General features: G+C 58.5%; 21 protein-coding genes. 10 read left to right on the top strand and 11 right to left on the bottom strand.

Annotation, left to right across the window (positions count from 1 at the left end; genetic code table 11):
* Positions 1 to 958 precede the first annotated feature (958 nt).
* Positions 959 to 2209: an IS110 family transposase gene (locus HZ994_00800; protein QTN30923.1), complete on the bottom strand. Its 1251-nt coding sequence runs from the start codon at positions 2207 to 2209 to the stop codon at positions 959 to 961.
* 148 nt (positions 2210 to 2357) lie between these two features.
* Here HZ994_00800 and HZ994_00795 point away from each other — a divergent pair, with 148 nt between their 5' ends.
* The 5 genes from HZ994_00795 (at position 2358) to HZ994_00775 (ending at position 5787) form a co-directional block, all read left to right on the top strand.
* A complete protein-coding gene (locus HZ994_00795) occupies positions 2358 to 2798 on the top strand; it encodes a hypothetical protein (GenBank protein ID QTN30922.1) in 441 nt (146 codons plus the stop codon).
* A gap of 102 nt (positions 2799 to 2900) precedes the next feature.
* The gene (locus HZ994_00790) at positions 2901 to 3356 is read left to right on the top strand and encodes a hypothetical protein (protein ID QTN30921.1); all 456 of its coding nucleotides are present in this window, start codon (positions 2901 to 2903) and stop codon (positions 3354 to 3356) included.
* Between the two features lie 79 nt (positions 3357 to 3435).
* Positions 3436 to 3915 carry a hypothetical protein gene (locus tag HZ994_00785; protein ID QTN30920.1) on the top strand — a complete coding sequence of 160 codons (480 nt, stop codon included), beginning with the start codon at positions 3436 to 3438 and terminating at the stop codon, positions 3913 to 3915.
* Positions 3916 to 3965: 50 nt separating this feature from the next.
* On the top strand, positions 3966 to 4595 hold the full coding sequence (locus tag HZ994_00780) for a hypothetical protein (protein QTN30919.1): 630 nt from the start codon (positions 3966 to 3968) through the stop codon (positions 4593 to 4595).
* A gap of 94 nt (positions 4596 to 4689) precedes the next feature.
* Positions 4690 to 5787, top strand: coding sequence for a hypothetical protein (locus HZ994_00775; GenBank protein QTN30918.1), 1098 nt, complete (start codon positions 4690 to 4692; stop codon positions 5785 to 5787).
* Between the two features lie 230 nt (positions 5788 to 6017).
* Here HZ994_00775 and HZ994_00770 read toward each other — a convergent pair whose 3' ends face one another.
* Positions 6018 to 6578: a transposase gene (locus HZ994_00770; GenBank protein QTN30917.1), complete on the bottom strand. Its 561-nt coding sequence runs from the start codon at positions 6576 to 6578 to the stop codon at positions 6018 to 6020.
* Between the two features lie 216 nt (positions 6579 to 6794).
* Between HZ994_00770 and HZ994_00765 the strand changes: the two genes are divergently transcribed.
* On the top strand, positions 6795 to 8096 hold the full coding sequence (locus HZ994_00765; GenBank protein ID QTN30916.1) for a hypothetical protein: 1302 nt from the start codon (positions 6795 to 6797) through the stop codon (positions 8094 to 8096).
* A gap of 501 nt (positions 8097 to 8597) precedes the next feature.
* Here HZ994_00765 and HZ994_00760 read toward each other — a convergent pair.
* Entirely contained in the window at positions 8598 to 9668 is a 1071-nt protein-coding gene (locus HZ994_00760) for a substrate-binding domain-containing protein (protein ID QTN30915.1), read from the bottom strand.
* Between the two features lie 157 nt (positions 9669 to 9825).
* On the opposite strand from HZ994_00760, the gene HZ994_00755 reads away from it, so the two are divergent.
* Positions 9826 to 10521 carry a PEP-CTERM sorting domain-containing protein gene (locus HZ994_00755; GenBank protein ID QTN30914.1) on the top strand — a complete coding sequence of 232 codons (696 nt, stop codon included), beginning with the start codon at positions 9826 to 9828 and terminating at the stop codon, positions 10519 to 10521.
* A gap of 169 nt (positions 10522 to 10690) precedes the next feature.
* Here HZ994_00755 and HZ994_00750 read toward each other — a convergent pair whose 3' ends face one another.
* Positions 10691 to 11113: a hypothetical protein gene (locus tag HZ994_00750; GenBank protein ID QTN30913.1), complete on the bottom strand. Its 423-nt coding sequence runs from the start codon at positions 11111 to 11113 to the stop codon at positions 10691 to 10693.
* A 34-nt stretch (positions 11114 to 11147) separates the two neighbouring features.
* On the opposite strand from HZ994_00750, the gene HZ994_00745 reads away from it, so the two are divergent.
* On the top strand, positions 11148 to 11852 hold the full coding sequence (locus HZ994_00745) for a PEP-CTERM sorting domain-containing protein (protein QTN30912.1): 705 nt from the start codon (positions 11148 to 11150) through the stop codon (positions 11850 to 11852).
* A gap of 95 nt (positions 11853 to 11947) precedes the next feature.
* Here HZ994_00745 and HZ994_00740 read toward each other — a convergent pair whose 3' ends face one another.
* Complete coding sequence (locus tag HZ994_00740) at positions 11948 to 13021, bottom strand: substrate-binding domain-containing protein (GenBank protein ID QTN30911.1); 1074 nt, start codon at positions 13019 to 13021, stop codon at positions 11948 to 11950.
* 104 nt (positions 13022 to 13125) lie between these two features.
* Here HZ994_00740 and HZ994_00735 point away from each other — a divergent pair, with 104 nt between their 5' ends.
* Entirely contained in the window at positions 13126 to 15396 is a 2271-nt protein-coding gene (locus HZ994_00735) for an autotransporter-associated beta strand repeat-containing protein (protein QTN30910.1), read from the top strand.
* 207 nt (positions 15397 to 15603) lie between these two features.
* Positions 15604 to 15711: a PEP-CTERM sorting domain-containing protein gene (locus HZ994_00730; protein ID QTN30909.1), complete on the top strand. Its 108-nt coding sequence runs from the start codon at positions 15604 to 15606 to the stop codon at positions 15709 to 15711.
* A 194-nt stretch (positions 15712 to 15905) separates the two neighbouring features.
* On the opposite strand, the gene HZ994_00725 is transcribed toward HZ994_00730, so the two are convergent.
* The 6 genes from HZ994_00725 to HZ994_00700 form a co-directional block, all read right to left on the bottom strand.
* Positions 15906 to 16664 carry a PEP-CTERM sorting domain-containing protein gene (locus HZ994_00725; protein QTN30908.1) on the bottom strand — a complete coding sequence of 253 codons (759 nt, stop codon included), beginning with the start codon at positions 16662 to 16664 and terminating at the stop codon, positions 15906 to 15908.
* A 296-nt stretch (positions 16665 to 16960) separates the two neighbouring features.
* Positions 16961 to 18859 (bottom strand): KUP/HAK/KT family potassium transporter, encoded by a 1899-nt coding sequence (locus tag HZ994_00720; GenBank protein ID QTN30907.1) that lies wholly within the window; start codon positions 18857 to 18859, stop codon positions 16961 to 16963.
* Between the two features lie 202 nt (positions 18860 to 19061).
* Complete coding sequence (locus tag HZ994_00715; GenBank protein ID QTN30906.1) at positions 19062 to 20096, bottom strand: zinc-binding alcohol dehydrogenase family protein; 1035 nt, start codon at positions 20094 to 20096, stop codon at positions 19062 to 19064.
* An 88-nt stretch (positions 20097 to 20184) separates the two neighbouring features.
* Entirely contained in the window at positions 20185 to 22662 is a 2478-nt protein-coding gene (locus HZ994_00710) for a HEAT repeat domain-containing protein (protein ID QTN30905.1), read from the bottom strand.
* Positions 22663 to 22717: 55 nt separating this feature from the next.
* Positions 22718 to 23656, bottom strand: coding sequence for an aldo/keto reductase (locus tag HZ994_00705; protein ID QTN34285.1), 939 nt, complete (start codon positions 23654 to 23656; stop codon positions 22718 to 22720).
* Between the two features lie 62 nt (positions 23657 to 23718).
* Positions 23719 to 24528 carry a sugar phosphate isomerase/epimerase gene (locus HZ994_00700; GenBank protein ID QTN30904.1) on the bottom strand — a complete coding sequence of 270 codons (810 nt, stop codon included), beginning with the start codon at positions 24526 to 24528 and terminating at the stop codon, positions 23719 to 23721.
* Positions 24529 to 24629: the final 101 nt, after the last annotated feature.

Raw genomic sequence — 24629 nt, 5'->3', positions numbered from 1 at the left:
GAGAACAAGACGCTGCTGGACAACAGATGGGGCGGCCTTGTTTGCGGAGCGTTATTGTAGTCCGTGAGTCTTTACAGCTATCAACACTCCCCCTCGCCCCATCTGTGCCAGAGCTTTGACGTTGCTATGGCTGCCTGTTTGTCAATGGGCAAAAGTCTCTCTATGTCATCGATGGTATCTGATGAGGTTTCTTCCGGTTTTTCTATGCTGTAGGCCGGGATGGGAATGGCGTTGTTTGATCCAGTTGTGATCAGCAGGTTCGCCTAGTGCTTGGTATGCTGCTATTCGTGGGCTGCTCCTTTCGGAGCCTTTCCAACAGTTTCTTTATTCACGTTTGTGGCCCTTGTTTCAGTCTCTGCACGGGTGCTCGCCCGGCAATGCCGGACTAACCCAGAACGTCTATCGAGGATTGGGCCGGCTGGCGCTTCCCATCCCGGTCTGCAACGCAGTTGACCGGTATATGTCTCTTTCTTATGCGGCTTCTTATGTCCCTGGTAACGGAAGCTTTCATTTTTCAAATCCCCCCCCAAGGGACGCCGGGGGATTTGAAAAAGGGAAGGTGGAGTGGTGCGGTTATCGGTTCCTGCGGCGGGCGGGCATGGCGGAGGGTTCGGACGTTTTCCTGATTGGTGTCTTGGATTCGATCCTGGTGCCAAGCTCCCAGATGAAGGCGCAGAGCTCCCTGGCGACCGATACCTTGATCTCGCCTAGTGCTTGGTATGCTGCTATTCGTGGGCTGCTCCTTTCGGAGCCTTTCCAACAGTTTCTTTATTCACGTTTGTGGCCCTTGTTTCAGTCTCTGCACGGGTGCTCATTCAGCAATGCTGAACTAACCCAGAACGTCTATCGAGGATTGGGCCGGCTGGCGCTTCCCATCCCGGTCTGCAACGCAGATGACCGGTATATGTCTCTTTCTTATGTGGTTTCTTATGTCCCTGGTAACGGAAACTTTCGTTTTTCAAATCCCCCCCCAAGGGACGCCGGGGGATTTGAAAAAGGGAAGGTGGAGTGGTGCGGTTATCGGTCCTTGCGGCGGGCGGGCCTGGCGGGGGTTTCGGACGTTTTCCTGATCGGGGGTTTTGGATTCGATCCTGGTGCCCAGCTCCCAGATGAAGGCGCAGAGCTCGCGGGCGACGGAGACCTTGATCTTGTTGTGGTGCAGCCTGCGCTTGGCCAGCGACATGAAGCGGGTGCTGAGCCGCAGCTGGGTGCTCCATGAAAGCTCCAGGATCCAGCGGGACTGCCCGGTCTGGCGGCGCGAGAGCTGTTCGCTGACTTTGGGCGGGTAGCGGTAGTGGGTGGCCTGTTCGATCAGGAGCCAGCGGGCGTGCGGGTTGCCGCATTTGGTGATGCCTCCCTGCCTCTGTTTGCCCCCGCTGGAGTTTTCCGAAGGCACGAGGCCGAGGAATGCCATGAGCTTCTTGGGGTGTTCGAAACGGCTGAACGTGCCGATCTCCGAGACGGTGACCATGGCGGCGACGAGCTTGAAGCCCTTGAAGGCCATGAGTGCGTCGACGAGGGGTTTGCGCTGCCAGCCGCCGAGGAGGTTGAGCATTTCCGCCTCGATGCGTTCGACTCGTTTCTCATGGAAGTCGATGAGGGTGAGGTTGTCCTCGAGGACGATGTGGTGGGCGCTGTCGGGCATCCTGAGGCCGCGAAGGTAGTTCATGTGCGCCTGGCTCCAGTGGGTCTTGCCGTCGTACTTGTAGCCGAGTCGGCGGAGCAGGGCGAGGAGCCTGGCCCTGGCGCGTCGGAGGTCGTCGACGGCATCGGTGCGGCCGCGGCAGAGGTCGCGGACGGCCTCGTCGACGCTGTCGGGGATGTTGACCGGGACGAGGTCGTTGGAGCGGAGGTTTTTGGCGAGCTTCATGGCGTCGCGCTTGTCGGTCTTGACCCGGTCGCCGGACTTGGTGGGGATGAGGGAAGGGGCGATGACCTCGCAGCGGACGCCCATCTGCAAAAGCCGCCGGGCGATCCAGAACCCGCATCCGCTCGCCTCGTAGCAGACGTGGAGGTCGGAGAGTTTGCGCCCGTTGCTTTTGGCAATCCTACGGATGGCGCGTTCGAGTGCGTGCTGGGTGGTGCCGATCTCGCCGTAAAGGCGTGGCTCGGCGTCGCGCTCCGCTTCGAGGATGGCGATGGATGTTTTTTCTTTATGGACGTCGAGTCCGAGGTAGAGTGCGCGTGGCGTGTCCGAGTTCGTTTTCATTTGTTTGTTCATATGAATGTTGGATAGGTCCCGTTCATTCGGGATAGCCCACGGATTGAACCGGACACGCCACCTTTCAAACCAATAAAGAATGGATCTGAAATGCTGCGCCGTGGTCAACGGGCAGCCATAGGGTCTCTGCAAGAAAATGAAGACCATCAAAAAACTCGTTGCTATCCTTGGGTTTATGACGGCCATTTGTTTAGGATCGGAAGAGATTCCACTCCCTTTAGCATCGGCGGATATCAAAGGATGGATCGAAGTTGCTGGTGGAGTCCGCATCCAAATCGAGTCACCCAAGGGATCAATCGATACCGTCAAGATTACCGCTTTCGGCAGGGAGATCGAGATTCCCGAATCCGAGATGGCGAAGATAAAGCACATGATCTATTCGAAGGTCTCAATCTCGCACGAGGGAGGATACAAACAGTTGGGCGGACACACGATATACTTCGATCTTAGCTTTCGTGACATGTTTGGAGGCGATCCGTTTGAGGGTGATCCGATGATGGAAGAGCGTTTACGAATCGCAGTTCCCGAGAGCGCACCAGTCAAAGTCACAAGGACGCGGGTAGCAGTCAAAGAATGACAAAAAGAAGCAGAACAAGGCGGAGATGGCGACGCCGAGGAAGCCGTCTGATCATTTTGGAAGTTGACCCCGGCGCCGCCATTCCTTAGACGTTAGACTAGAATGAAGAAAAAGATCCTCATTGGAATTTTTGCAGTAATCCTAGCATCGATATTAATCGGATTGCTAAATCCTATGCACGAACGCAGTGGGGCATTCAGCGTGCCAATTCGCATAGAGGGCGATATACCGCTGGTCAGCGTAGAGTACAAGAGCATTTACGAGGGCGAGAGTCTAGAAGATGCAGGTGGATGGCGAGAGATCGAAAAGGATAAGTCTGGGAATTACATCGTAAGGGTATCATACGTAATGGTGGGGAGTGATTTGGCAGATGAGGAGAACTACACCTACGCCAACAGAATCTTTATCAGGCTTTCGTTTGAGGACGGAGGCCAATTTTCTGTAATCAGTCCACTGAAGTTGCCTGATGATAGCGCGGAGATAAACATATTTACGAAGCAACCAAAAGAATCGTCTATCAAGTCGGAGATGGCGACGCCGAGGAAGCCGTCTGATTAAATTCGGAGCTTTACCCCGGCGCGCCATTCCTCTAACGTTCGCCACAGAAATAATGCTACGACACGCGCTACTACTTGGCATGATTGCCACGACTGGTTGTTCCGATCCTAAGGCATCGACACAATCAACAGCGGATCACAACCCATCGCTTGAGAAGTGGTCACAGGCATTTTATCGAGATTCAGCCACGCGCAAAGAGAACCTGCGATGCGAGACCGAGAGCTTTCTTTTCTCGATCGGAACCGATGGAGATTGGACTGCACTATTCTTCAAGGACAAGAGGACTCATCCGAATAGTGGGGTATCATCGTCAGCCTACTTTGTTAGAGACGGAAGGAAGATTATTCCGACTGTAGGAGATGCCGGAGATGGAAGGACGCCTGGCTTGAAGCTTTTAAAAACGTTGCAGGTGTTTGATGGCTTGCTATTCGAATATCAGGTCGGCGAACGTCCAACGGAAGAAGTCGTCTTTTCCTATCGCAACGGTAAATGGTTGAAGCCAGAAAACAACAAGGCGAACAAGACGGAGATGGCGACGCCGAGGAAGCCGTCTGATTAATTTTGTGCGTGCAAGCCGGCGCCGCCATTCCTATAACGTTCTGTGAAAAAATGAATCTCCAATCCGCACCGCCAAACTGGCATGCCGCGGTGAACTTTCCAGTCGCGCTTGTCTGGATCGTGGGGATTCCAGTCGCAGCATGCTGTCTCATTCAGATTCCCCTGTGGTGGGTGATCTTAATCGCTCCTATCTGGGCGCTCCTAACGGGACGAATTACTGATCGATGGCTTCCAGGGCTTACTGGCCCAGTGATTGATCGAGTATTCCACATGGTGGGAGGAGAGCGGAAGCCTTACGGCCCATTGAAGCCCGAATCTGATTATGTCGTGGAGGTGAGCGACTCCTGTGTTCGGACGACACGACCTGACGGCACGGTAGAGGAGATCATGTGGGACGAGATTTCCCGCTTCGACATCGAGACCAATTCGCTCGGACCGTTTGCTCCTGACGTGTTTTGGATTTTGCACGGCGACGGGCGAGGCTGCATCATCCCACAGGGTGCGACGGGGGATGGAAAGCTGCTTGAGCGGCTTCAGCAACTCCCAAATTTTAACAGCGAGAAGTTCATGGAAGCGATGGCGTCGACATCGGAAGCAACCTTCGAGATCTGGCGCAAAAACAACAACACAGAACAAGGCGTGGGTGGACAACCCGCTACCCCGCCGCGAGTTGGAGATTGAACCATGACTAGAACCCTATACCCTGAATCGAAATGGCGCTCCCGGTAGCGGGTGCCACCACATCTAACGTTGGGCTAGAAAAAATTTATTCGATATGACAAAACTGACTGCCATTTTCTGGTGCCTGTTGATAACGGGAACCGTAATTGTCGCGGCAGGAGAAGAACGTTTATTCAACGCGAAGGACTACGGTGCAGTCGGCGATGACAAAAGCGACAATACTGAAGCCTTCAGTGCCTGCCTCGATGCGGTGATTCAAGAGGGAGGGGGGCGCATGTTGATACCCGACGGAGTCTACCGCGGTAGAATCATCATTCCCGGAACGAAAGAGTGGATCACCGTCGAAATCGTCGGTGAGAGCGAACCGACGCCGGTCTTCGGGACAATCGGTGCGTTTCCCTTTCCGAAGAACGGCACGATTATCAAGTGCCTGTCGGAGACGGGTGCCGCGGTAATCTCCGCGGCAAACACGCCCGAGAAGCTGTACTTTTCATTCTCTGGGGCCAACGTGAGTCTCAAGAATCTGGGTGTGCGCACATATGACAATCCAGGCATCAGCGGCATCGACCTGAAGCACGCGGCGCAGTGCAAGCTTGAGAACGTCTTCGTCAACACCGATCGCTACAACGTGCAGGCGTCCAAGCCCACCCACGGCACGGCGGGCATCATTACCCCAGCCTGCAACAACGCAGCCCTCACCATCCTGCGCAATGTGATCGTGACCGGGTATCATTCCGGCATCCTCGTCAACGAGCACACCGACGGTGACAACATCAATCTGGCCTCCAACGTCAACGGCCTGGAATTCGCCTTCGCCAATCACGCCTCCAGGTTCGGCCGTGTGGGCGCTCAGCGCTGCACCCGCAGCGTCACGGTGACGGGCAAGCACGGTTTTTGCATTGAGCAGCTGGATATGGAAATAGCCGGCCATGGGCAGACCGATAAAGACAACAGGTGGCAGGCAACCGATTTCAATATCTACGATCCCAAAAACCTCGGCATTGGCGACATCAACTACTGGGTCGTCGAGGGCAACGTCGGAGCGGTGGAAAAGTTCACCAGGAATGGCGGAGAACACATTCGGGCCCGGCGGATCGGATCGCCTCCGGCCGACAGAAAGCATGACCCACAAAATGCCCGACAAGACGGTGCTGGACAAGCGCCTACCCAATCGCGTCAACCCAAGGAGTAAACGATTGCCTGCCAATGGTTTGCGCGCTTTCCCGTTCGAATCTGAGGTGTCTTAGGTCGGGATCGAAGGGCGGGCCTTTGTGGGGATGACTCACGATGAGGAGATATATGGAAAAGGAGTCGCATGTTTTTTCGATGCTCAGCCAGCCCTTTGAGCCGTGCTTCCGGCATAGGTCGCGGTGGATCTTCGTTGTGAGGAGTTGGTAGAGGAGGGCGGTGAGGACGAGCGCCTCAAGATGGAAGAAGTCGCTTTTGTGTGTGAGCGCCCGACTGATCTGGCAGGATTGCTTGAGGGAGCGGCACTGGATCTCGATGCCCCAACGCAGGGCGTAGTTGTCGTTGAGGCGCTTCGCTGAAACGGCTGATCCAGAAGGCTTCGCGGGCTTCGATGACATGGAGGGATTCGAGATTGAAGAAGCCCATGTCGCGCACGATCAGGTCGGCTTGGCGGCAGTGGTCGAGGATTTCCCGTCCGAGCGCCTGGTCGGAATCGCGGGCGTTGTGGAGAGCGGAGGAGAGGACGTCTCCGCTGGGGAGATCGGTGAGAAGGAAGGAGGTGGAGGCGGGTGAGAAGTGCTTGTGCATCGATTGGCGCGACATCGCGCTGGACTGGAGGGTGCCGAGTTGCATCGCGAGATGGCTGAGCGAGGCGTCCCCCTTGGTGACGGAGCGCAGGAGGGCGAGAAGGAATCCCGAGGCACTCAATTTGCGGGAGCGCCTGCGGATGAGTCCTGATTTTCTTGCTATGGAATCGAGATCTGAGAAGCTCAGTGAAAAGAGTGTACCGAACATGTCGATTTTGCCCGGGTCACCGGCAGACCAAGCTTTTTCTCGAAGTAATAACGATTTAATCCATTGAAAACCAATCACTTACGGCCTTGAGTTGACGCAAATGACCCGCTACCCGCTCCGAGTCGAACTGATTTCCGTAGCTACAACCATAAACCTCAAGTCGATGGTGCGCTCCCGGTAGGCGCTGCCACACCTCTGACGTTGTATGCAATAGTTATGAAGCGGATCTCATCATTGTTACTGCCACTCCTGACAGCCTTCTGTTGCGGCATAGCTATGGCAGCAGACAAGCCGATAAGAGTCTACATAATGGCCGGCCAATCCAACATGGTCGGAACGGGGGCCATCAGCACCTTTGACCATATTGGCGAGGACCCACAGACTGCTCCTTTGCTCGAACAGATGCGCGGCAAGGATGGTAAGCCCTATGTTTGCGAGCGTGTATGGATTTCCTATCTCAACGGCAGGCAGAACCAATACGGCGGCGAGGGAATCGGTAGATTGACCGCCGGATACGGACTGCGGGAAAAGGACAAGCACGATCAGCCGTGGGATCATATCGGTCCCGAGTATCTCTTCGGCATCACCATGGAACAGGCTTATGAGGGGCCGGTCCTGATCATCAAGACGGCTTGGGGCGGCCAGAGCCTGAGCACCCATTTCCGCTCGCCCGGATCCGGACCCTATGAACTGAACGATTGGCAAAAGGATGATTACGCCAAGCGAGGGATTCTTGATAGCGTGTCGGAACGACAGAGAAAGGAAACGGGCCAGAACTACCGCTGGATGATGGACCACGTCAAAAAAGTCCTTGCCGACATCAAGCGTGTCTATCCGGACTATGACGGGAGCCAGGGGTATCACTTGGCGGGTTTTGTTTGGTTTCAGGGATTCAATGATTTGATCGACGGCCACACCTATCCACCCGGATTGGGAGACAGCCGCTACGATCAATACAGCACTTTGCTGGCTCAGTTCATTCGCGATGTGCGCAAGGATCTGAATGCACCCGATCTTCCATTCATCATCGGCGTGGCCGGACAGAACGGCAATTTCACTCCGGGAACCTATGATACAAGAGGTGGGCCGGAGAGATGGATGAGGCTGTTTCGCAAGGCCATGGCGGCACCCGCTGAGATGCCTGAGTTCAAGGGGACTGTTGCAGCGGTTCAAACGGCACCGTATTGGGACGAGAAGCTCGGTGCTCTGAGCATGAAAAGCCTCCAGATCAATTGGGCGGGTCAACGCCTCGACAAACAGCAGATGGAGGAGCGCACCAAGCTCAAGGAACTGCCTGCGGACGAGAGGAGGAAACGGGAGAACGAACTGAATGAAGAGAAGAAGGCACACCTGGAAAAGCTGCGCGCCGAACTGTTCACGGAAGAGGACGAGGCATACTTGAAACGCGCTACCGGTCCGGGCGGCTCGATCCACTATTTCGGCACCGCCAAGTTCCATGCCCAAGCAGGCAATGCGTTCGCAGAGGCAATCTTGAAGATGGAGCCAAGAGAGCCCTGATAGCCTTTTGCTCCGGCTACTTCCATGACCTCTTGCAAGGGTCGAGCGGTGCACTTACTTTCTGAATTCAAGATGCAGAACAAGCCGCCCATCGTCATCATCGGAGCAGTGATGACCAAGCTCCTGCACATTATCTACGGCGTGCTAAAGCACGGCCAACCCTTCAACCCCCAACCACCACAAAAAGCGGAAATTATCCCTTGATCTCAATGCCGTATCTGACCCGAATGGCGCTGTTTTAAGCCGCTTTTCGGGGTGAAGACCCAGGCCATAGTCGCTTTCCGATAAGGAGCAGGTGCGTCTCCGCGCCTTGCGTTCGGGGTGGCGTCTCTGCCGCCCGTGCAAGTGGCATTCCTGCTGCGGGTGAAGACACCCGCTTGAACTCAAGGCGCGGAGACGCGCCTACTCCCTCATGAAATGCGCTTAAAACAGCGCAATTCGTATCTGACCCCATAGATTACTTGGCTTGCCGGGCATCAGAATGCATCCCCTCCTTGGGGATCAAGCCCCGGGAGCCGGGCCGATGGTGCCCCCTTCGATCAACTCCGCATTGGAAAACCCTTTCTGCTGATCCTTCTTTCCCCGTGCAATGTTATCAGCCCATTGGACGATGCGTTTCAAGATGGGGCGGCGGTCCCACTTGATATGGGAGATGCTCGGTGTGCTCCACGCGAATGACGGATCGGAATCGGTGCAGATCAGCGAGAAATCCTTTGGCACATCCAGCCCCCTCCTCATACAGAACTGGAAGGTCGCCGTCACGAAAGGTGCTTCGTCGATGAGAAGGGCGGTCGGAGGCGTGACCCCGAACAGGGAGTCCAGAACCCTGTGGAAATCCCCGGTGTTCTCCTCCCAGTCGGGGAGGTTGTATTTCCCTGTACTGATGCCCAGCGCCTCCATTTCCTTCAGGAACGCACGCTCGAACAATCCCGGCTCCGGAATCCTGCGCATCGGCCGGCACAGCATCACGATGCGGCGGTGACCCAGCCCGACCAGTCTCCGGAGGCAGGTGCGCAGCGGCGTGATCTTGTCGGGGGCGATGCTCGGGAGCGCGATCCGGTTCGCGCGCCCGGCGAGGGCAAAGCTGGGTATGTCGGATTCCGCGAACCACTGCAGCACATCCTTCGTGGCGGAATACACGATCCAGGCATCGGCTGCAGACTCCCCGACGCAACGGGAGATCAGTTCGACGCTATCCTTCAGCTCCTCCTGCGTTTTTGATGCGAACTTTGCCGAGTGCCCCTCATCTTCAAGGGCATTCACCAGATCAAGGATGGAGGCCTGGTCCCGATCCGAGGTCTCACCCAGCAGGACGGTGATCCGTATCTTGCCTTTTCCTGACTCACGGGGCTGCAGGATGATCTTCCTGCCGCGCCTCCGTCCCCGGTTCTCCAGCCAGCCTTCCAGCTCCAGCAGTTTCAATGCGGCCTCCATCGTGTTCGCGCCAACCCCCAGCTCCCGCGCCAAAAGATCGCCACCCGGCATCATGCCGCTCCATGTCCGGTTCTCCAGTTCACCGCGCAGATGCGCTGCGACCTGCTCAGACGAGGAAAGGATCCTTATGTTTCTCATGGGGTGGTCATCTACCTTGTTTTAGTGGTAGATGGCGAGAGAAAACACTGAAAGCAGGATTGCGGTGCCCACGCACTCTGGCTTGAATGTCTTAGTCATGGAAGGTGATTGCCTCCTTCGCAGCATAGACAAATCAACAATGTATCCAAAACCAACTATGAATATCCAAGCAAGAATGAAAGCATTTGGTTTTCTCGCCGGCCTCGTCACGACCGTCGGCTCTGCAAACGCAGCTGTCACTATTCTCAGCGAAACCTGGGAGTACACGAAAACCAGCACCGACATCAACGTCGACTCAACCCTGCACTCATCGGTGGGTTACGGGCTAAACCAAGACAACCCGACCACGTTGAATGGGGCTGGGTCAGGCGGGAACGTTCTCCTTGACCAAGGCGGCTTCGGTGGCACATACGGCGTCGGCACGAATGCCGGCAGCGCAATCCGCATCCGATCCTCCAACGGCGCGTGGCTGAACCGCAACGCACTTGCTCTCAGCGCTTATACTTCAGTCACCTTCTCGTTTGATTTGAAGCAGAACACCGCAAACTACCACCAAGTGGTTGAGTATTCCAGCGACCAAGCGTTCACCAGTCCTGTCCTTCTGGATACCTTCACCGGCGACACGGATTTAGGAGTCTGGCTCTCCAAATCCTATACGATTACCACGGGTCTTACTGACACTGCCTACTTCCGCATCCGTAAGCTTCGCCCCAGTCCCGTCGGCACTACCGGCGGAGCAAACGGCACCTCACATACCTACGACAACATCCTAATCACTGCCGTGCCTGAGCCATCCTCCTCCGCCCTTCTCGGGCTCGCCGGACTTGCTCTGATCATGCGCCGCCGCAAGTGATCTGACTTCGTTCGATCGAAACTTCATTGAGACCCACTTCCCTCATGGGGAGTGGGTTTTTTCATGCCTTGGCCTGTCGGCAGGGATGGCAATCCTTGCCGTCCATATCTCGCGGCTCGATGCACGGGAAGCAAGCGACTGAATGGATACGGCCGTCAGATATGGACTTTTAGGGATAAAAAGTCCCTGCCTCTTGGCTTATGCCGTTTGCCAAAATGAATCGCCGAAACATTGGCGCGAATGTCTCGGCGAATTTCCATCCCGGCTCCCCATGGCCGACACGCCCGGCGGGCACACCTCCGGCGTGCAATGAATGGTTTCTTATTGGGGTCAGTCCTTTCGGATTGATTCTTGGATTGATTGGTAGTGCAGGCAGGGTCTTCTGCGGAATGGTGATGCCGTACCGGTCGGATGAATGCCGGAAAATCTCTGGAAATATCAATCCGAAAGACCTGAGCCCATAGAATGACCCCATAGAAACAAACCCTCCAGCGCGATCCCGGAAAATCGTTTCATTGTCCGTTTCAACGAGGCAATCACGCAGCCCCTTTTTCTGCCCTTTTATTCTTGACGTGAGTGGCGGCAAATCCATAATAAGCACTGTTTTTATTTAGAAGAATTAGCACATGAACTCCCACAACAAGCTCGTCTCGATAATTCCGCTGGCCGTATTGACCGTGACCGCCCATGGGGCCACCACGATCACACCCCTGACGTCCTTTGATCCAACCACCTTTTTTGCCAACGTCACCGCTGGTTTCGATTTCAATGGAGCGGGCGGCCCCAACCAGTCCGGGTTCACCTCCATCGCGCCCGGCAGCGGCGGCACCTACAGCGCTACGAATAACGGCATCACCATGGATCTCGCCGTTACTGGTTTCAACGCCAGCGCGCACCGTAACCGCAACAACGCCGCGGCGGGAAACCTGGTGATGGATTTCGGGCAATGGTATCACACCACCAACGCCAATGCGGAAGCCGCATTCACATTCACCGGCCTGAAAGCGAACACCGTATATGAGATCACCATGTTCGTTTACAATGCGGGATCCGGGCAGATGAAGCATAACTTTTACGAGGGCACCAGCTCGGCCGGCACCTTCCTCACCCAATACACCACAGCGGGAAACCAGAACAATTATTCCACCTGGAGCCCGGGAATCACATTCGGGATCGATTCCGGAGCATCCAGCACGATCAGCGTCACCATGCAGGAAGCCGGCAGCCGCCTCAACATCGACGGCATCAGCATCGTTGAGGTTCCTGAGCCGTCATTGACCGCCCTGCTTGGACTCGGAGGAGTCTGCCTGTTGCGTCGTCGCAGGCGGTAAGGGCAAGGTTCCGGCCGTTGTTCATAAACGGAATGTCTCTCACCTTGTAGACAACCGCCGCATCTGCCGCGCGGGTCAACCGCCCGGCGACCCGCTCACTGCCGTTTCGCCGTCGGCCCGATCGTCCCGCCCTCCACGAACTTCGCCGCGATCTCCAACTGCTGCCTGTCCGCCTTGCCGCTTGCCACGTTCGACGCCCATTTCAGCACCCGGTTCACCAGCGGCCTGCTTTCCCAGCGGATGTGCGAAACCAAGGGCCGGCACCAATCGAAGACCGGGCTGTGATCCGTGCAGACCAACGAAACATCGCCCGGCACGCTGATCCGCCGCATGGACAGGAATTGCTGCGTCGCGAGAAAGGACGGCGCTTCCTGGATGATCAGCGCGGTGGGCGGCGTGACACGGAACAGCGAGTCCAGCCTCGCATGGAAACCCTCCGGCCTCTCTTCCCACGCCGGCAGGTTGTAATTCCCAACCGGCAAGCCCAGCGCCTCCAACTCATCCAGGAAGGCCTGCTCGGAAAGACCGGGTGTCGGCAAACGCCGCCGCGGCCGCGCGAACAGCACGATACGCCGGTGCCCCAGCCCCGCCAGTCGCCGCGTCGCCTCCAGCAGCGCCGCGCGCTTGTCCGGCCCCGCACCCGCCACCGGCAGGCCTTGCCGCCGTCCGAAGATCGCGAAGCACGGCGTTCCCCTTGCCGCGAACCACTCCATCACATCCTGCGGCGCGGCCAACACCAACCACGCGTCCGCCTCCGTCTGCTCCACCAAGCTCGATATCCTCCGCAAATCCATACCCAGTTCCACCATCCCCCTCGCCACCTGGATCACCGTATGTGGCCGGCCTGCCAGCTCGTGCTCGATCTCGATCATGTAGTCGATGCCCCGATCCACGGACTCGCTCGTCAGGATCGCCACCCGCAATGACCGGTTTTTCACGGACGCGGGGATTTCCGCGATCAATCGCCCGCGGCGGCTGCCCCGGCTCAACAGCAAGCCCTGCCTTTCCAACAAATCCAGCGCAGCCTCCGCCGTGTTGCAGCCGATCCCCAGCTCCGCCGCCAGCTTGTCACCGCCCGGCATCTTCCCCCTCCTCAACCCGGCCAAAATCTCCGCCCGAAGGTGCCAAGCCACCTGCTCCGCCGCCGTGGTGATGACCAATCGTCCCATGCGGGATGAATCTACCTGATCCGGAAGGCAGTTGTCCAGACTAGAAGATTTGACGGGGCACTAAGAAATGCGAGAAACCCACTGTCGAATACGACATCAAATCCATGAAACCCAAAAACCCTTCCGTTTCCCGACTGACCGCATCCTTCGCCACCGCGCTCTCCGCACTATTCGCAATCAAGTCCGCATCCGCCGCCGATTTTTATTGGGACGCCGCAGCCGCCGCAAATTGGACCACCAACACCGCATGGGCGACCACGGCGGCTGGTGGGACGGATCCGGCCGGGAATCCGGGCGCAGCGGACAATGTCTTTTTTAACATCGACCCCAACAACACCACCGCCGCCACCGTCAGCCTGGCAGGCGGCGCTCGATCCGCGAATTCCGTCACCTTCAGCACCAGCGGAGCCACAAACCTCCGCGCGGGAGGCGCCAACTCCACCGGCTCTCTCACGATCGGCAGCGGCGGGATCACCATGAACTCGGGTGCGGGACCGGTGACAATTAGCCAGACTCCGGTCAGTAGCTACGGAACACTCACTACGATTCTCAACGTCAACCAATCCTGGACCAACAACTCGACCAGCGCGCTCATCGTGGCTGGACCCCTATCAGGTAGCGGCAACCTGCAGAAGCTCGGCACAGGCAGTTTGGTCCTCAACGGCGCCAGCACCGGCTACTCCGGCATCATCACCGGCGACGGGGGCACCATCCAACCGGGCAACAATAGCGCCTTCGGCACCAACAAGGTGGTCATGAACGCCGGCACGATCTATCCGACGGCAGCAAGTTACACTTTCGCCAACGACCTGGAATTGAACAACGCCTGGTTGCGGCAGGGCGGGGGCAACAGCCGCTTGCTGACCTGGAATGGCAATATTACCACAACCGGAAGTTCAACCATCTATTCGGATGGCAGCACCGGCGGGGTCACCATCGGTGGCACGCTGGCCATCGGCAACGGGGCAACCTTCACTTCCAACGGATCCTCCACAACCAACAGGATCAACGGCAATATCACGGGCACGGGAGTGAACTTCAACGTCGACGGAGCCACCCTGGAACTCAGCGCGGCGACGAACCACACCGGCACCACCACGATCAGCAACGGCTCCGTGTTTCGCCTCCAACCGAACGGCACGATCTTAAGCTCGAACAACGTGGTCATCAATGGCAACCCGAGCAACTTCAACATCCGGAACACGGTGGGCTGGGTCTACAACGGCACGATCAGCGGCGACGGCCTCGGCCAGATCAACCTGAACTCCGGAACGAATGCGACCCTGGCGGGGGCGGTCTCCGGCCTAGCTTCCATCAACGTCAACAGCGCCAACACCGACACCACGATCAGCGGCAAGATCAGCGGCGGCTCCGTGATCAACATCCAGAGCTCGGGCAATCCGAGGCTGACCCTGAGCAACACCGGCAACGACTTCACCGGCAACACCACGATTTTCTCGGGCACGCTGCGCCTGGGCAACTCCGGTGTCGTGCCGGACGCGACCTCCGTGGTTTTCAGCCCCGCAACGGGCGTCACCTCGACGCTTGAAATGAACGGCTTCAACGAGACGGTCGGCGGCCTCATTACAAACACCGCCGGCAACAGCGTGGTGGACAACACCGCAGCCTCCACCAACTCCACCCTCACGGTGAACGCGACCGCCAACAGTACCTTCGCCGGCGCGATCCGGAACACCGGTGCCGGCGCCACTCTCGCCCTTACCAAGACCGGCTTGAGCAATTTCACCCTCGGCGGCACCAACACCTACACCGGTGCCACCACGGTAAACGGCGGCACCCTCGCCCTGAGCTCCACAGGGACGATCGACAACACCAGCGGCGTGGTTCTGGGCGGCGGCACCTTCGATGTCTCCGCGAAATCGGGTGGCTACACGGTGGCCAACCTCTCCGGCAACGGCGCGGTCCTGGGCTCGCTCACTGTCAGCACCCAGCTTGCGATCGGCAGCTCGCCCGGAACCGTTGATTTCTCAGCCCTTACGCTCGGCTCCGGCTCCACCTTCCTCTACGACATGACCGGCGGCTCCAACACCGCGGATCTCGGCAACGTCTCCGCCACGCTCGATCTCGGCGGGGCGACCCTGAACCTCGTCCAGTTGGGCAGCTACACGCCCAACGACAAGTTCACCCTCTTCGCCTACCAGACCGGGAACCTGACCAACACCTTCGCAGGCCTTGCCGACGGCGCGCTCTTCACCGACGCAGGTGGCGATTGGATGATCAACTACTTCGATAGCTCGCCGGGACTCAACGGGGGAACCGGCACGAGCTTCATCACGATCACCGCGATTCCCGAGCCCGGCACCTCGCTCCTCGCCTTGCTCGGTGCCGCCGCACTCCTCCGCCGCAAGCGCTGAGCCGCCTGCATCCCCGCGCCCGATCCGGGCGCGGATTCTCGGATCGGAACCCAGGGGATCCACCGCCCGGGCGGGTCTTCTCAGAATGCTCAAAGGCATGTTCAAAGGGCTAGGCAAACTGCATGCGTGATTTCTAAATTCCAGCATTTCAGCTTTACCCAAACACCCCATTCCCCCGCCCTCCAGGCTGGCCTCTTGCTCCATCAGGTGCCTTCCCCCCAAAAGCGAATAACTGCGGATCCAGTTCCGGAGCCCTCGTCCGCAGCCCTTCTCGGGCTTGCGGGGCTTGGTTTCCTCCGCCGCCGCCGGAAGTAATTTCAATTTCCCGACACCCTCCTTTTCCCCATCTCCGGTCCGGCCACCCTGCTCTTTCGACGGCCTTCTCCCCCAAAGCAGATTCCTGGCATTCATTGACATGAAGCCGGGAACATATCGCGACGAAAACCCATACTTGGGTTTGTCTCGGCCAGGGTAGGTTTGGAGGCGGATACAGGCTCCGCGACAGACGATCACGCTTTGCGGTGCCTCCGGCAGAGCAAGCCGAGCGACCCGACGATGAGAAGGGCGATCGAGGAAGGTTCGGGGATCACGTTCAGGTCATCGACATACGCACTCAACCCTCGGGACGATCCCCCTGTATTGTTATAGGCGAAGACGGCGTAATCCGCCGTCGAGTTGTTGTAGAAAGAACCCAGACTGCGCGTGTCGGTGACGAGGGTGGTCGCTCCGTTTTTGATCTGCAGCGTCGCGTTGTTGCCGGAAACCTCCATCGAAACATCGACCGTCGTGCCCATGGGCAGCACATCCGCAAGGACCGACACCCCGTTGAAAAACAAATCCGCCGAACCGCTGCCGTTGAGGTTCGCATCCGTATCGAAATACCAGTGGGCTGCGGTGCCATCGGCGGTCGTGTTCTGGATGCGGGGGCTGAAGGCAAAGTTGCCGTTCACCTGGATCAAGTCGATCCTTAGGGCGAAGGAGACGGTATAAGTCTCCACTGCATTGAGGTCAAAGTTGACATACGCAGCCCCGTCGGATTGGTCACCGCCATTCCCTGCGCGCAGCTCGTTTGCCAAGGTAGAGGTTGCGGTTGTTCGGCCTGTTTGGACCCAGCTGAATCCTCCGACCGAAGTGGTTCCGATGGCTCCATTATTGGCGCGGTTGAAATCATCGGCGTAGATCACGGCTGCACTGGCCGATGAACCCGCGATGAGTGCCACGGCAAGGGTGGGAAGCATGAGTCGAGGGGTTTTGGATGCGTTCTTCATGATACGTCTCTGAATTTTTTGCCTGGTATGGTTCTCTTATGGAGAACACTCATACCTATTTCATTTGTTCATTCGATATCATCCATTGATGATTACAAGGATTTTTTCAGGAGAAACCACGTCATCCAGGTAGGGGGAGGAATGACCCGATGAACGACCGCTAGCGCTCTTCTGCGCTGTCGTAGCCGGGCTCACCGACCTGAAGAAGCGCTGCAAGCCTTTGAAGGGGAGTGCATGCCTGCCACCAGCGCCAGATGTTGGTTTCATCCGGGTGGCTTCGGTAATATCTGACCCATTCAGAGCGTGACCTGCGAGCCGAGTTCGACGACCCGGCCGGGCGGCAGCTTGAAATACGCCGTGGCGGGCGAGGCGTTGCGCGCCATGATTGCGAAGAGGAACAGACGTGCGCGGTCGAAGAGGCCCGCGTTCTTGCCGATTCCATATGTTTCCCGGCCCAGGAAATAGGTGGCCTTGGCCGGGTTGAATTGCAGGCCATCGGGCAGCGGCTGTTTGAACGCCAGGGGGACATCGGGCGTGTCGGCGAAGCCGAACTGGAGGGTGATGCGGTGGACTCCCTCCCCGAGATCCTCATGGCTGAGGGTATCGGGGCCGGAGGCGTGCGGTTCGTCGGATGTGGAGACGTGGAGAAGGATGACCTGCTGGTGGAGGACCTGGTTGTGCTTTAGGTTGTGGAGCAGGGCATTGGGGATTTTCGTGTCTTTCCCGCTCATGTAAACGGCGGTGCCTCCGACGCGGTGTATCCTGCCCTTTGCGAGTTCGGCGAGAAGGTCGCGGACTGGGAGAGCGCCGGCCATGATGCGCTTGTAAAGCCGTTCCCTGCCCCAGATCCAGATCAGCATCAGCCCCATCACCGCGCCGCCGACGACGAGTGGCAGCCATCCGCCGTGGGCGATTTTCAGGGCATTTGCGGCGAGGAACGCGCCATCGATCACGAGGAATGCGGCGGTGAGGAGGAATGCCCTGGCGAAAGACCAGTGCCAGTAGGCGCGCGCGGCGGAGAAGAAGAGAATGGAAGTGATGGCCATGGTCAGTGCGATGGCGATGCCGTATGCACCGGCAAGCGCGGCGGATGTCTCGAAAGTGACGACGAGAAGAATGCAGGAGAAGGCGAGCATCCAATTCACCATGGGCACATAGACCTGCCCGGCGGAGTGCACCGAGGTATGGCGGACGAGGAAACGCGGCAGGCAGCCGAGCTGGATGGCCTGGGTTGTTAGCGAAAACGCTCCGGTGATGAGGGCTTGGCTGGCGATGATGGCGGCGGCGGTGGCCAGCAGGGTAAGTGGGAAGCGCAGGCCTTGCGGTGCAAGCAGGAAAAAGGGGCTGCGGATGGCGGCGGCATCCGCCGTGAGCAGCGCGGCCTGACCGAGGTAATTAAGCACGAGGCACGGCAGCACCAGGCTGAACCAGCCGATGCGGATGGGGCGCGCACCGAAGTGCCCGAGATCCGCGTAAAGGGCTTCCCCTCCCGTGACAGCCAGAAACACGGCGGCAAGCAGGGGAAATGCGTGGGTCCACTCGCGGATGAGGAAGCCAAGCCCTTCGACAGGGCTCAGCGAGAGCAGCACCTGCGGCTGGTTGATGATTCCCCTAAGTCCCAGGAACCCGATGGTTGCGAACCACAGCAGGACAATGGGGCCAAAGAGGACGCCGACCTTGCCTGTTCCAAAGCGCTGGATGGCAAACAGCGTTGCAAGGATACCTACGGCGGCTGGCACTGCCCAGTGAGCGAGCATGGGTGCGCTGACGGAAAGGCCTTCCACGGCGCTCAGTACGGAAATGGCGGGAGTCAGCATGCCATCCGCGTAGATCAGCGCGGCTCCCGCGAGGCCGAAGAAGCAGGATTTTTTCGCCCTCTTGCCGCTGTCCTGCTTTGTCGCACCCCGGATCAGGGCGGAAAGGGCGAGGATGCCGCCCTCGCCCTTGTTGTCGAGTTTCAGGATGATGAAGAGGTATTTGACCGATACCACGAGCAGCAGCGACCAAACGACCAGCGAGGCCGCGCCGATGAGGTTGCGCGGGTCGATGTGCACTCCGTGGGGGCCGGAGAAACACTCGCGGAAGGCGTAGAGCGGGCTGGTGCCGATGTCCCCGAATACAATCCCAAGGGCGGCAATTGTTGTCGCAGCGATTTTCGGCGTATGGCCGGGTTGTCCGGAGGTTGCAGGATTCATACGCTCGGGAGCCTCTCCCGCACGGCTTGCTAAGCACCTTACGGGCTGTCTGGCTAGCGCGAAATGGTGTGGTGAGGGCGGTGGCTCCACCCCCCCTTATCCCCTTCCCGGTCCGGCTCACCAGCGTATTCTCCGCCCTGAATGAAAAAGCAAATATCTAGTATTCATTCATTTTCATTTAAACGGCGACCGAAGATCGCCGTTACCGGACTTCAATGATGGCCTTAATCGCTCCGAGGTTGGGATCGGTGAATTGGTCGAATTTTTCGGGGACATCTTCGAAGGAGATGCGGTGGGTGATCCAGATGTCGGTGTTGATTTTGCCTTGGCGGATGAGATCGATGATTTCGGGGAAATCGGAGGGGAGTGCGTTGCGGGAGGCCAGCAGGGTGAGCTCGCGGCGGTGGAAGACCGGGGCGTGGGGGAACTGTAGATCCGAGGTGGTGATGCCGACATAGACGACGCGTCCGGTGAAGGCGGCGAACTCGAAGCAGGTGGACATCGAGCGCGGCGAGCCGGTGGCATCGATGATCACGTCGGCGAGGTGACCGTCGGTGATTTTCTCAAGATCCGCAAGGTGGGAGCCGTCGGCCTTGGCGAGGACTCCGTTCTTGATGCCGAGGTTCTTCGCGCAGAAATCGAGTCGTCCCTGCACCATGTCCATGACGATCACGTTCACGCCTTCCATGAGTTTCAGGAACTCCAGGCAGGCGAGGCCGATGGGGCCGGCGCCGATGACGAGGACGGTTTCGCCGGGCTTCGGATTGCCGCGCTGGACGGCGTGGTAGCCGATGGCGAGGGTCTCGACGAGGGCGAGCTGGTCGTAGGAAAGGTCGTTGCCGGGGTGGAGCTTGCGGGCGGGGACGATGAAAGTGCCCTTGCGTAGCCCGCCGTTGTTGTGGACTCCGATCACCTGCACGCCGGGGCAGCAGTTGGAGGAGCCCTTTTTCGAGGTCGGTGTTTCCGGGTCGTTGACGTAGGGCTCGAGCGAGCACTTGTCGCCTGGCTTCACGTTGGTGACGCCTTCGCCGACGGCGACGACCTCCAGCCCGAGTTCATGGCCGGGTGTGCGGGGGTAGGCGAAGAACGGGAACTTCCCGAGATAGCAGGAAAGGTCGGTGCCGCAGATGCCCATGCGGTGGGTGCGGACGACGGCTTCGCCGGGGGCGGGATTGTCCTCGTTGGGGCGGTCGATGACGGTGATCTTTTTCGGTTCGGTGAATTCGATGGCGTGCATAAGTTTGCGAGTTTTCAGGGAAGACTGTGGCTGTTTCAATCCTTGATGGTGTGGAAGCCGGTCATTTCGGGAAATTTGTTGTCGGCGATCAACGGGTTTTGATGCTGCGTATTTCGGGCTGGGTGGTCGCTTCCTCGATGGTACGGATGGCATTTTCGATATCGCCAACACGAACCGTGTTCAAGGATGGTGGAAACAGGTTGGCTGCGGTGTCGCGGTTGAAAACTTCGATCACTTCCCTCAATGCGGGAATCACCGGCTTTGCCGCCGAACCATATCCGGTGATGATGGCCATGATTTCCTTGGTTCTGTGTTCGCTGCCGTGCCCGCCTTGGGTTTTCGCAAGCGCGGCCGCGGCGGGAATGCATTCCTTGAAATTGTATTTGCTGAGCGCCTTCAATCCGGCCATCCGGATCTCGTTGTTGAACATGGTATCCGCCGGACTGGGTGTTTCAACAGCGGCGAGAATCGTGGGGGCCAGCGCGCTGACATCCTCCTCGCTCAGGCGATTCTCGAAGAAATCCCTGAGTGTGGCGCGTGCCATCCCATCCGCATTCTGCGATACCGCACGGATGGCGGCGTATCGCAACTTCGGGTCCATATTATTGACCTCTTCCTTCAGGGGGCCGTTGAAGACCGCGGCAGCCAATTGGCCTTGTGCGATCTGGACGGGGTCTTCCCAACGGATCGGCCAGGCCGGCTCCGAGGTCGCAACGACCGCCCTTAGGATGTCCTCGATCGCCGGCTTGGCGTCGCCGCCCATGTTGCGGATCGCCTGAGCGGCTTTGTAGCGCACCCAACGATCGTGGTGAGCCAGCTGTTTGACCAGAACCGGCAAACCTTCCGGTGCCTTGATCCTTCCGAGGGTTTCGCATGCGCCTTGGATGCGGTGCGGGCTGTCGCCATCGGCGAGCTGGACGAGTTCTGCGACCATGGATGTGGCTTCCGGCCTTCTTGAGAGCTCTTCCGCAGCCCAACTGCGGACGATCGGCGACCAGTTGTCGAAGGCTTGCAGCAATTCCTGTGGAGACATGGCGCGGCGATCCAGATCAAAGCGCCCCGCTGCGATCGTCGCGTTGGCTTCATCCTTGTTCAGGTGTGTGGACGGATCGGCATCGCGACCCGTGATGACCAGTTTGCGCAAAGGCAAGGCATAGGTAAGGACATACGTCGCGGCGGGACTCAGCCCATTGTAACCGCTGTTGCCGAAGTAAGTGTCGTCATCCGTTTGGCCGGGACTGTATTGCTCGCCGCCATCGTAGGTGAAGGAGCCGTCCGAGCGGCGTACAAGGTCGAGATGCCATGAGGACTTGCGGAAAAACGCGGCGGCCGCTTCCGGTCCGCCTGCGGCGGCGCCGAGGGCGCTCCATACGTAGCTGAAGCCTTGCCCGGTGTGGCCGTACTCGCGGTTGGCATATCCCGCCGTCGCCATACGGGCAAAGAATTCGGTTTCGGTGGGCTTGTTGCCCATCGCGGAAAACATGACGGCCGCGATTGAGTTCTTGCCGTTGTTTTCATGATACGGCCATGGTTCGTGTTCCCCATAGGGGATAGCTCCCTTGTCCGTGAAATATCCGTAGAAACCGGCCGAGCGTGCGATGGCCCGATCAATCTCCGGATGGTTCACTCCGCACTTCTTTGCCAACACGATCGACAAGCTGGCGGGAAGCCCGGCCATGTTGACAGGGCCGTAGGGAGGGACGGAGCCGTTGAATTCCCCGTCCTTTGTCAGAGCCGCAAAACCATGACCGTAGGTGCCGTACATGCCTTGGCCGCGTGCGAGAAGCAGCGACAGCCTGTCAATGGCTGGCAGGATATCGGGGTCTTTGGTGAGGAGATAATACTCGCACAGGAACAGGTTCTGGTAGCCTTGGCTCCAGGTTTCACCCCATATCGGGCTATCGGGCTTCTTGTCCGGATCAACCTCCTTCGCCGCGATCCTGATGGCGAGTTCCTTTGCCTTGGCCAGCAACTCGGGCTGTCCCGTGGATAGCAGGGCGAGTCCTTGGATTGATCCCTTCCAATCAACGGTGGGTTCTTCCTTCGCGAGGATACGGACGGCGTCATCGAGTATGCGTTTCGATTTCGGGCAATCCCAAGGGGCGGTTTTGCTGTAGGTTCCGATCACGGAAAGCTTCAGCGCCATCTCCTTGGTTTGTCCGCCGCGCGAGATGAGGAGCTTGAGCACACCCTGCTTCGCCTCCGTTTCCGCTTCCTGGATCGCAATGGCGATGCTTTTGCGGGCATCGTCAGAGAATGGCTTTCCATTCACGCCGATGATCACATCATCCACCTGTAGTATCCCATCCGCCGGTGATGCCGTGCCAACATGTGTGACGAGGATCTGTCGGCTGGCCTGCGTCGTGCGGCCTTGCGCGGCATCCAGGTTATTTTCCGCCTTAGTGTAAATCCAGCCACGCAGACCTGTGGCGCCGAGGTTGTAAGTGAGCTTGCGATCCACGGACTGGGCATCCTTTGTCAGATCCGGAGGATTCGCGTGGACTCGGATCGCTACGATCAGGATCAGGCCAAAGAAGAAGACGCAGTTCCTGAAGGAGGTTGTCATGGTGTGGTGGATTGAAACGAGTCTGCTAGGTTTCAGCGTTCAGTTTGCGGCAAGGCTAATTGTTTTCGGCGAGGCCTTCCTTGTGTCCGATGTCTTTGACAGGTTCGAAGATGGAAATGACCTGGTCCATGAGCTCGCGGGCTATGGGTTTGGCGAGCCATTCGGCCCATTTGGCGATGTTGTTCGGGTTGGCGGAGCCGGCGATGGTGGTGGCGATGCCAGGGTGTTCGCAGGAAAACTGGATGGCGAGCTGGGCGATATCGACGCCGTTGTCGGCACAGAGCTTCGCGGCGTCGCTGGCGGCTTGTTTCACGTTTTCGGGCTCCTTGAGCCACTCGGGCAGCTCCGCGTTGGTGAGCAGGCGGGCGGAGAAGGGGCCGGCGTTCATCGCGCCGATGTTTTTCGCCTCCAACCTGGGCAGCAGTTCGGTCGCGAAGGAGGTGTTTTGCAGCGTGTAGCGGTTGTAGCTGAGAACGCAGTCGATCTCGTCCTCGATGTGGTCGAGGACGGTGTGGAAAGTTTTCAGCGGGTAGCAGGAGAAACCGATGGCGCGGACTTTGCCCTGTTCCTTGAGATTGATGAGCGCTGGCAGGGTTTCCTCCCAGATCTGCGGGAGCGGGACGAACTCGACGTCGTGCATGAGCATGATGTCAAGGTGGTCCGTCTTCATGCGCTGCAGAGAAATGTGGCAGGATTCCTCGACGCGTTTCGCGGAGAAATCGAAGTGGATGTCGGAGTAGCGGCCGAGCTTGGAGCCGAGGATGTAGGAATCGCGGGGCACGCCTTTGAGGCCGAGGCCGAGCATGATCTCCGACATGCCGCGTCCGTAGAACGGCGAGGTGTCGATGAAGTTCATGCCCAGGTCGAGGGCGGTTTTGGTGGAGCGCATCGCCTCGTCGAGGGTGATGGAGCGGAACTCCGCGCCGAGCGAGGAGGCGCCGAAGGAGAGGATGGGGAGATCGATGCCGGTTTTGCCGAGTGGACGGGTGGGGATCATGGTGAGGAGTGGAAAGTGCCGAGTGATCAGTGATCAGTGGAAGACTTGGGTTGCGGTGGTCAGAGAACGCTGCTGATGGATTGGATGGTTTGGTTGGCGGCGGTGATGGGGTCTGGGAGGGGGAATATTTCGGCGGAGAGGTGGCCGGTGTAGTGGATTTCCTTTAGGGCGGCGATGACGGGTTTCGGGTCGGTGTGGCCGAAGCCCATGGCGCGGCGGTTGGAATCGGCGTAGTGGACATGGCCGACATGCTTGCCGCCTGCGCGGATCGCTGCGGGGAGATCCTGCTCCTCGATGTTCATGTGGAACATGTCGGCGAGCAGGACGATGTTTTCGAGCGAGTTCGATTCAATGAACGAAGCTCCGTCCGCGAGGCGGTTGATGAGGTTGGTCTCGTAGCGGTTGAGCGGCTCGTAGATGAAGGGGACATGATATTTCGCGGCGGTGCGACCGGCGATGGTCAGGGCTTCGGAAAGCCATTCGAGAGCCTGCTCACGGGAAACCTCACCGCCCCATTTCCCCTGCATGGAGCCGAGGATGGCGGGGGCGCCGAGCTGGCCGCCGAAGGCGATCATCTGTTCGAGGAAGTCGAGGGCGGCGACGCGTTTGTCGAGGGAGGTATCGGTGAGGGAGAGGCCGTGTTTCACCATGCCGGCTCCGGTGCCGACGGCGGCGATGCCGAGGCCGTGGGTTTGGGCGAGGGTTTTGATTTCATCGACCGATACGTGGCCGGGACCCGGGAGGAAAAGTTCGACATCGTCGAATCCGGTTTCCTTGGCGAGGGCGAAGGCTTCGGGGAGGGGTTGGCGGAAAACGAAGGGGCCGGCGGCGGCTTCGGGGACTTGGGAGAGGGTGACGGCGGTGCGCATGATTTTTCGATTTAGAAGAGTTCACCGCAGAGGCGCAGAGGTCGCTGAGGGTCGCGGAGAAGATTTTTTGACCACGGAGGACAAGGAGTTCACAGAGGTGG

This window comes from Akkermansiaceae bacterium, assembly GCA_017798145.1.
GTDB lineage: Bacteria > Verrucomicrobiota > Verrucomicrobiia > Verrucomicrobiales > Akkermansiaceae > Luteolibacter.
This window is presented reverse-complemented; position numbering and strand designations above follow the sequence as displayed.

Bases quoted from the DNA above. Each gene is read 5' to 3' on its own strand.
- HZ994_00775 (QTN30918.1), top strand. From the start codon at position 4,690: ATGACAAAACTGACTGCCATTTTCTGGTGCCTGTTGATAACGGGAACC.
- HZ994_00785 (QTN30920.1), top strand. From the start codon at position 3,436: ATGATTGCCACGACTGGTTGTTCCGATCCTAAGGCATCGACACAATCA.
- HZ994_00765 (QTN30916.1), top strand. From the start codon at position 6,795: ATGAAGCGGATCTCATCATTGTTACTGCCACTCCTGACAGCCTTCTGT.
- HZ994_00745 (QTN30912.1), top strand. From the start codon at position 11,148: ATGAACTCCCACAACAAGCTCGTCTCGATAATTCCGCTGGCCGTATTG.
- HZ994_00710 (QTN30905.1), bottom strand. From the start codon at position 22,662: ATGACAACCTCCTTCAGGAACTGCGTCTTCTTCTTTGGCCTGATCCTG.
- HZ994_00760 (QTN30915.1), bottom strand. From the start codon at position 9,668: ATGAGAAACATAAGGATCCTTTCCTCGTCTGAGCAGGTCGCAGCGCAT.
- HZ994_00780 (QTN30919.1), top strand. From the start codon at position 3,966: ATGAATCTCCAATCCGCACCGCCAAACTGGCATGCCGCGGTGAACTTT.
- HZ994_00700 (QTN30904.1), bottom strand. From the start codon at position 24,528: ATGCGCACCGCCGTCACCCTCTCCCAAGTCCCCGAAGCCGCCGCCGGC.
- HZ994_00790 (QTN30921.1), top strand. From the start codon at position 2,901: ATGAAGAAAAAGATCCTCATTGGAATTTTTGCAGTAATCCTAGCATCG.
- HZ994_00740 (QTN30911.1), bottom strand. From the start codon at position 13,021: ATGGGACGATTGGTCATCACCACGGCGGCGGAGCAGGTGGCTTGGCAC.
- HZ994_00725 (QTN30908.1), bottom strand. From the start codon at position 16,664: ATGAAGAACGCATCCAAAACCCCTCGACTCATGCTTCCCACCCTTGCC.
- HZ994_00795 (QTN30922.1), top strand. From the start codon at position 2,358: ATGAAGACCATCAAAAAACTCGTTGCTATCCTTGGGTTTATGACGGCC.
- HZ994_00735 (QTN30910.1), top strand. From the start codon at position 13,126: ATGAAACCCAAAAACCCTTCCGTTTCCCGACTGACCGCATCCTTCGCC.
- HZ994_00800 (QTN30923.1), bottom strand. From the start codon at position 2,209: ATGAAAACGAACTCGGACACGCCACGCGCACTCTACCTCGGACTCGAC.
- HZ994_00715 (QTN30906.1), bottom strand. From the start codon at position 20,096: ATGCACGCCATCGAATTCACCGAACCGAAAAAGATCACCGTCATCGAC.
- HZ994_00720 (QTN30907.1), bottom strand. From the start codon at position 18,859: ATGAATCCTGCAACCTCCGGACAACCCGGCCATACGCCGAAAATCGCT.
- HZ994_00755 (QTN30914.1), top strand. From the start codon at position 9,826: ATGAATATCCAAGCAAGAATGAAAGCATTTGGTTTTCTCGCCGGCCTC.
- HZ994_00750 (QTN30913.1), bottom strand. From the start codon at position 11,113: ATGGATTTGCCGCCACTCACGTCAAGAATAAAAGGGCAGAAAAAGGGG.
- HZ994_00770 (QTN30917.1), bottom strand. From the start codon at position 6,578: ATGTTCGGTACACTCTTTTCACTGAGCTTCTCAGATCTCGATTCCATA.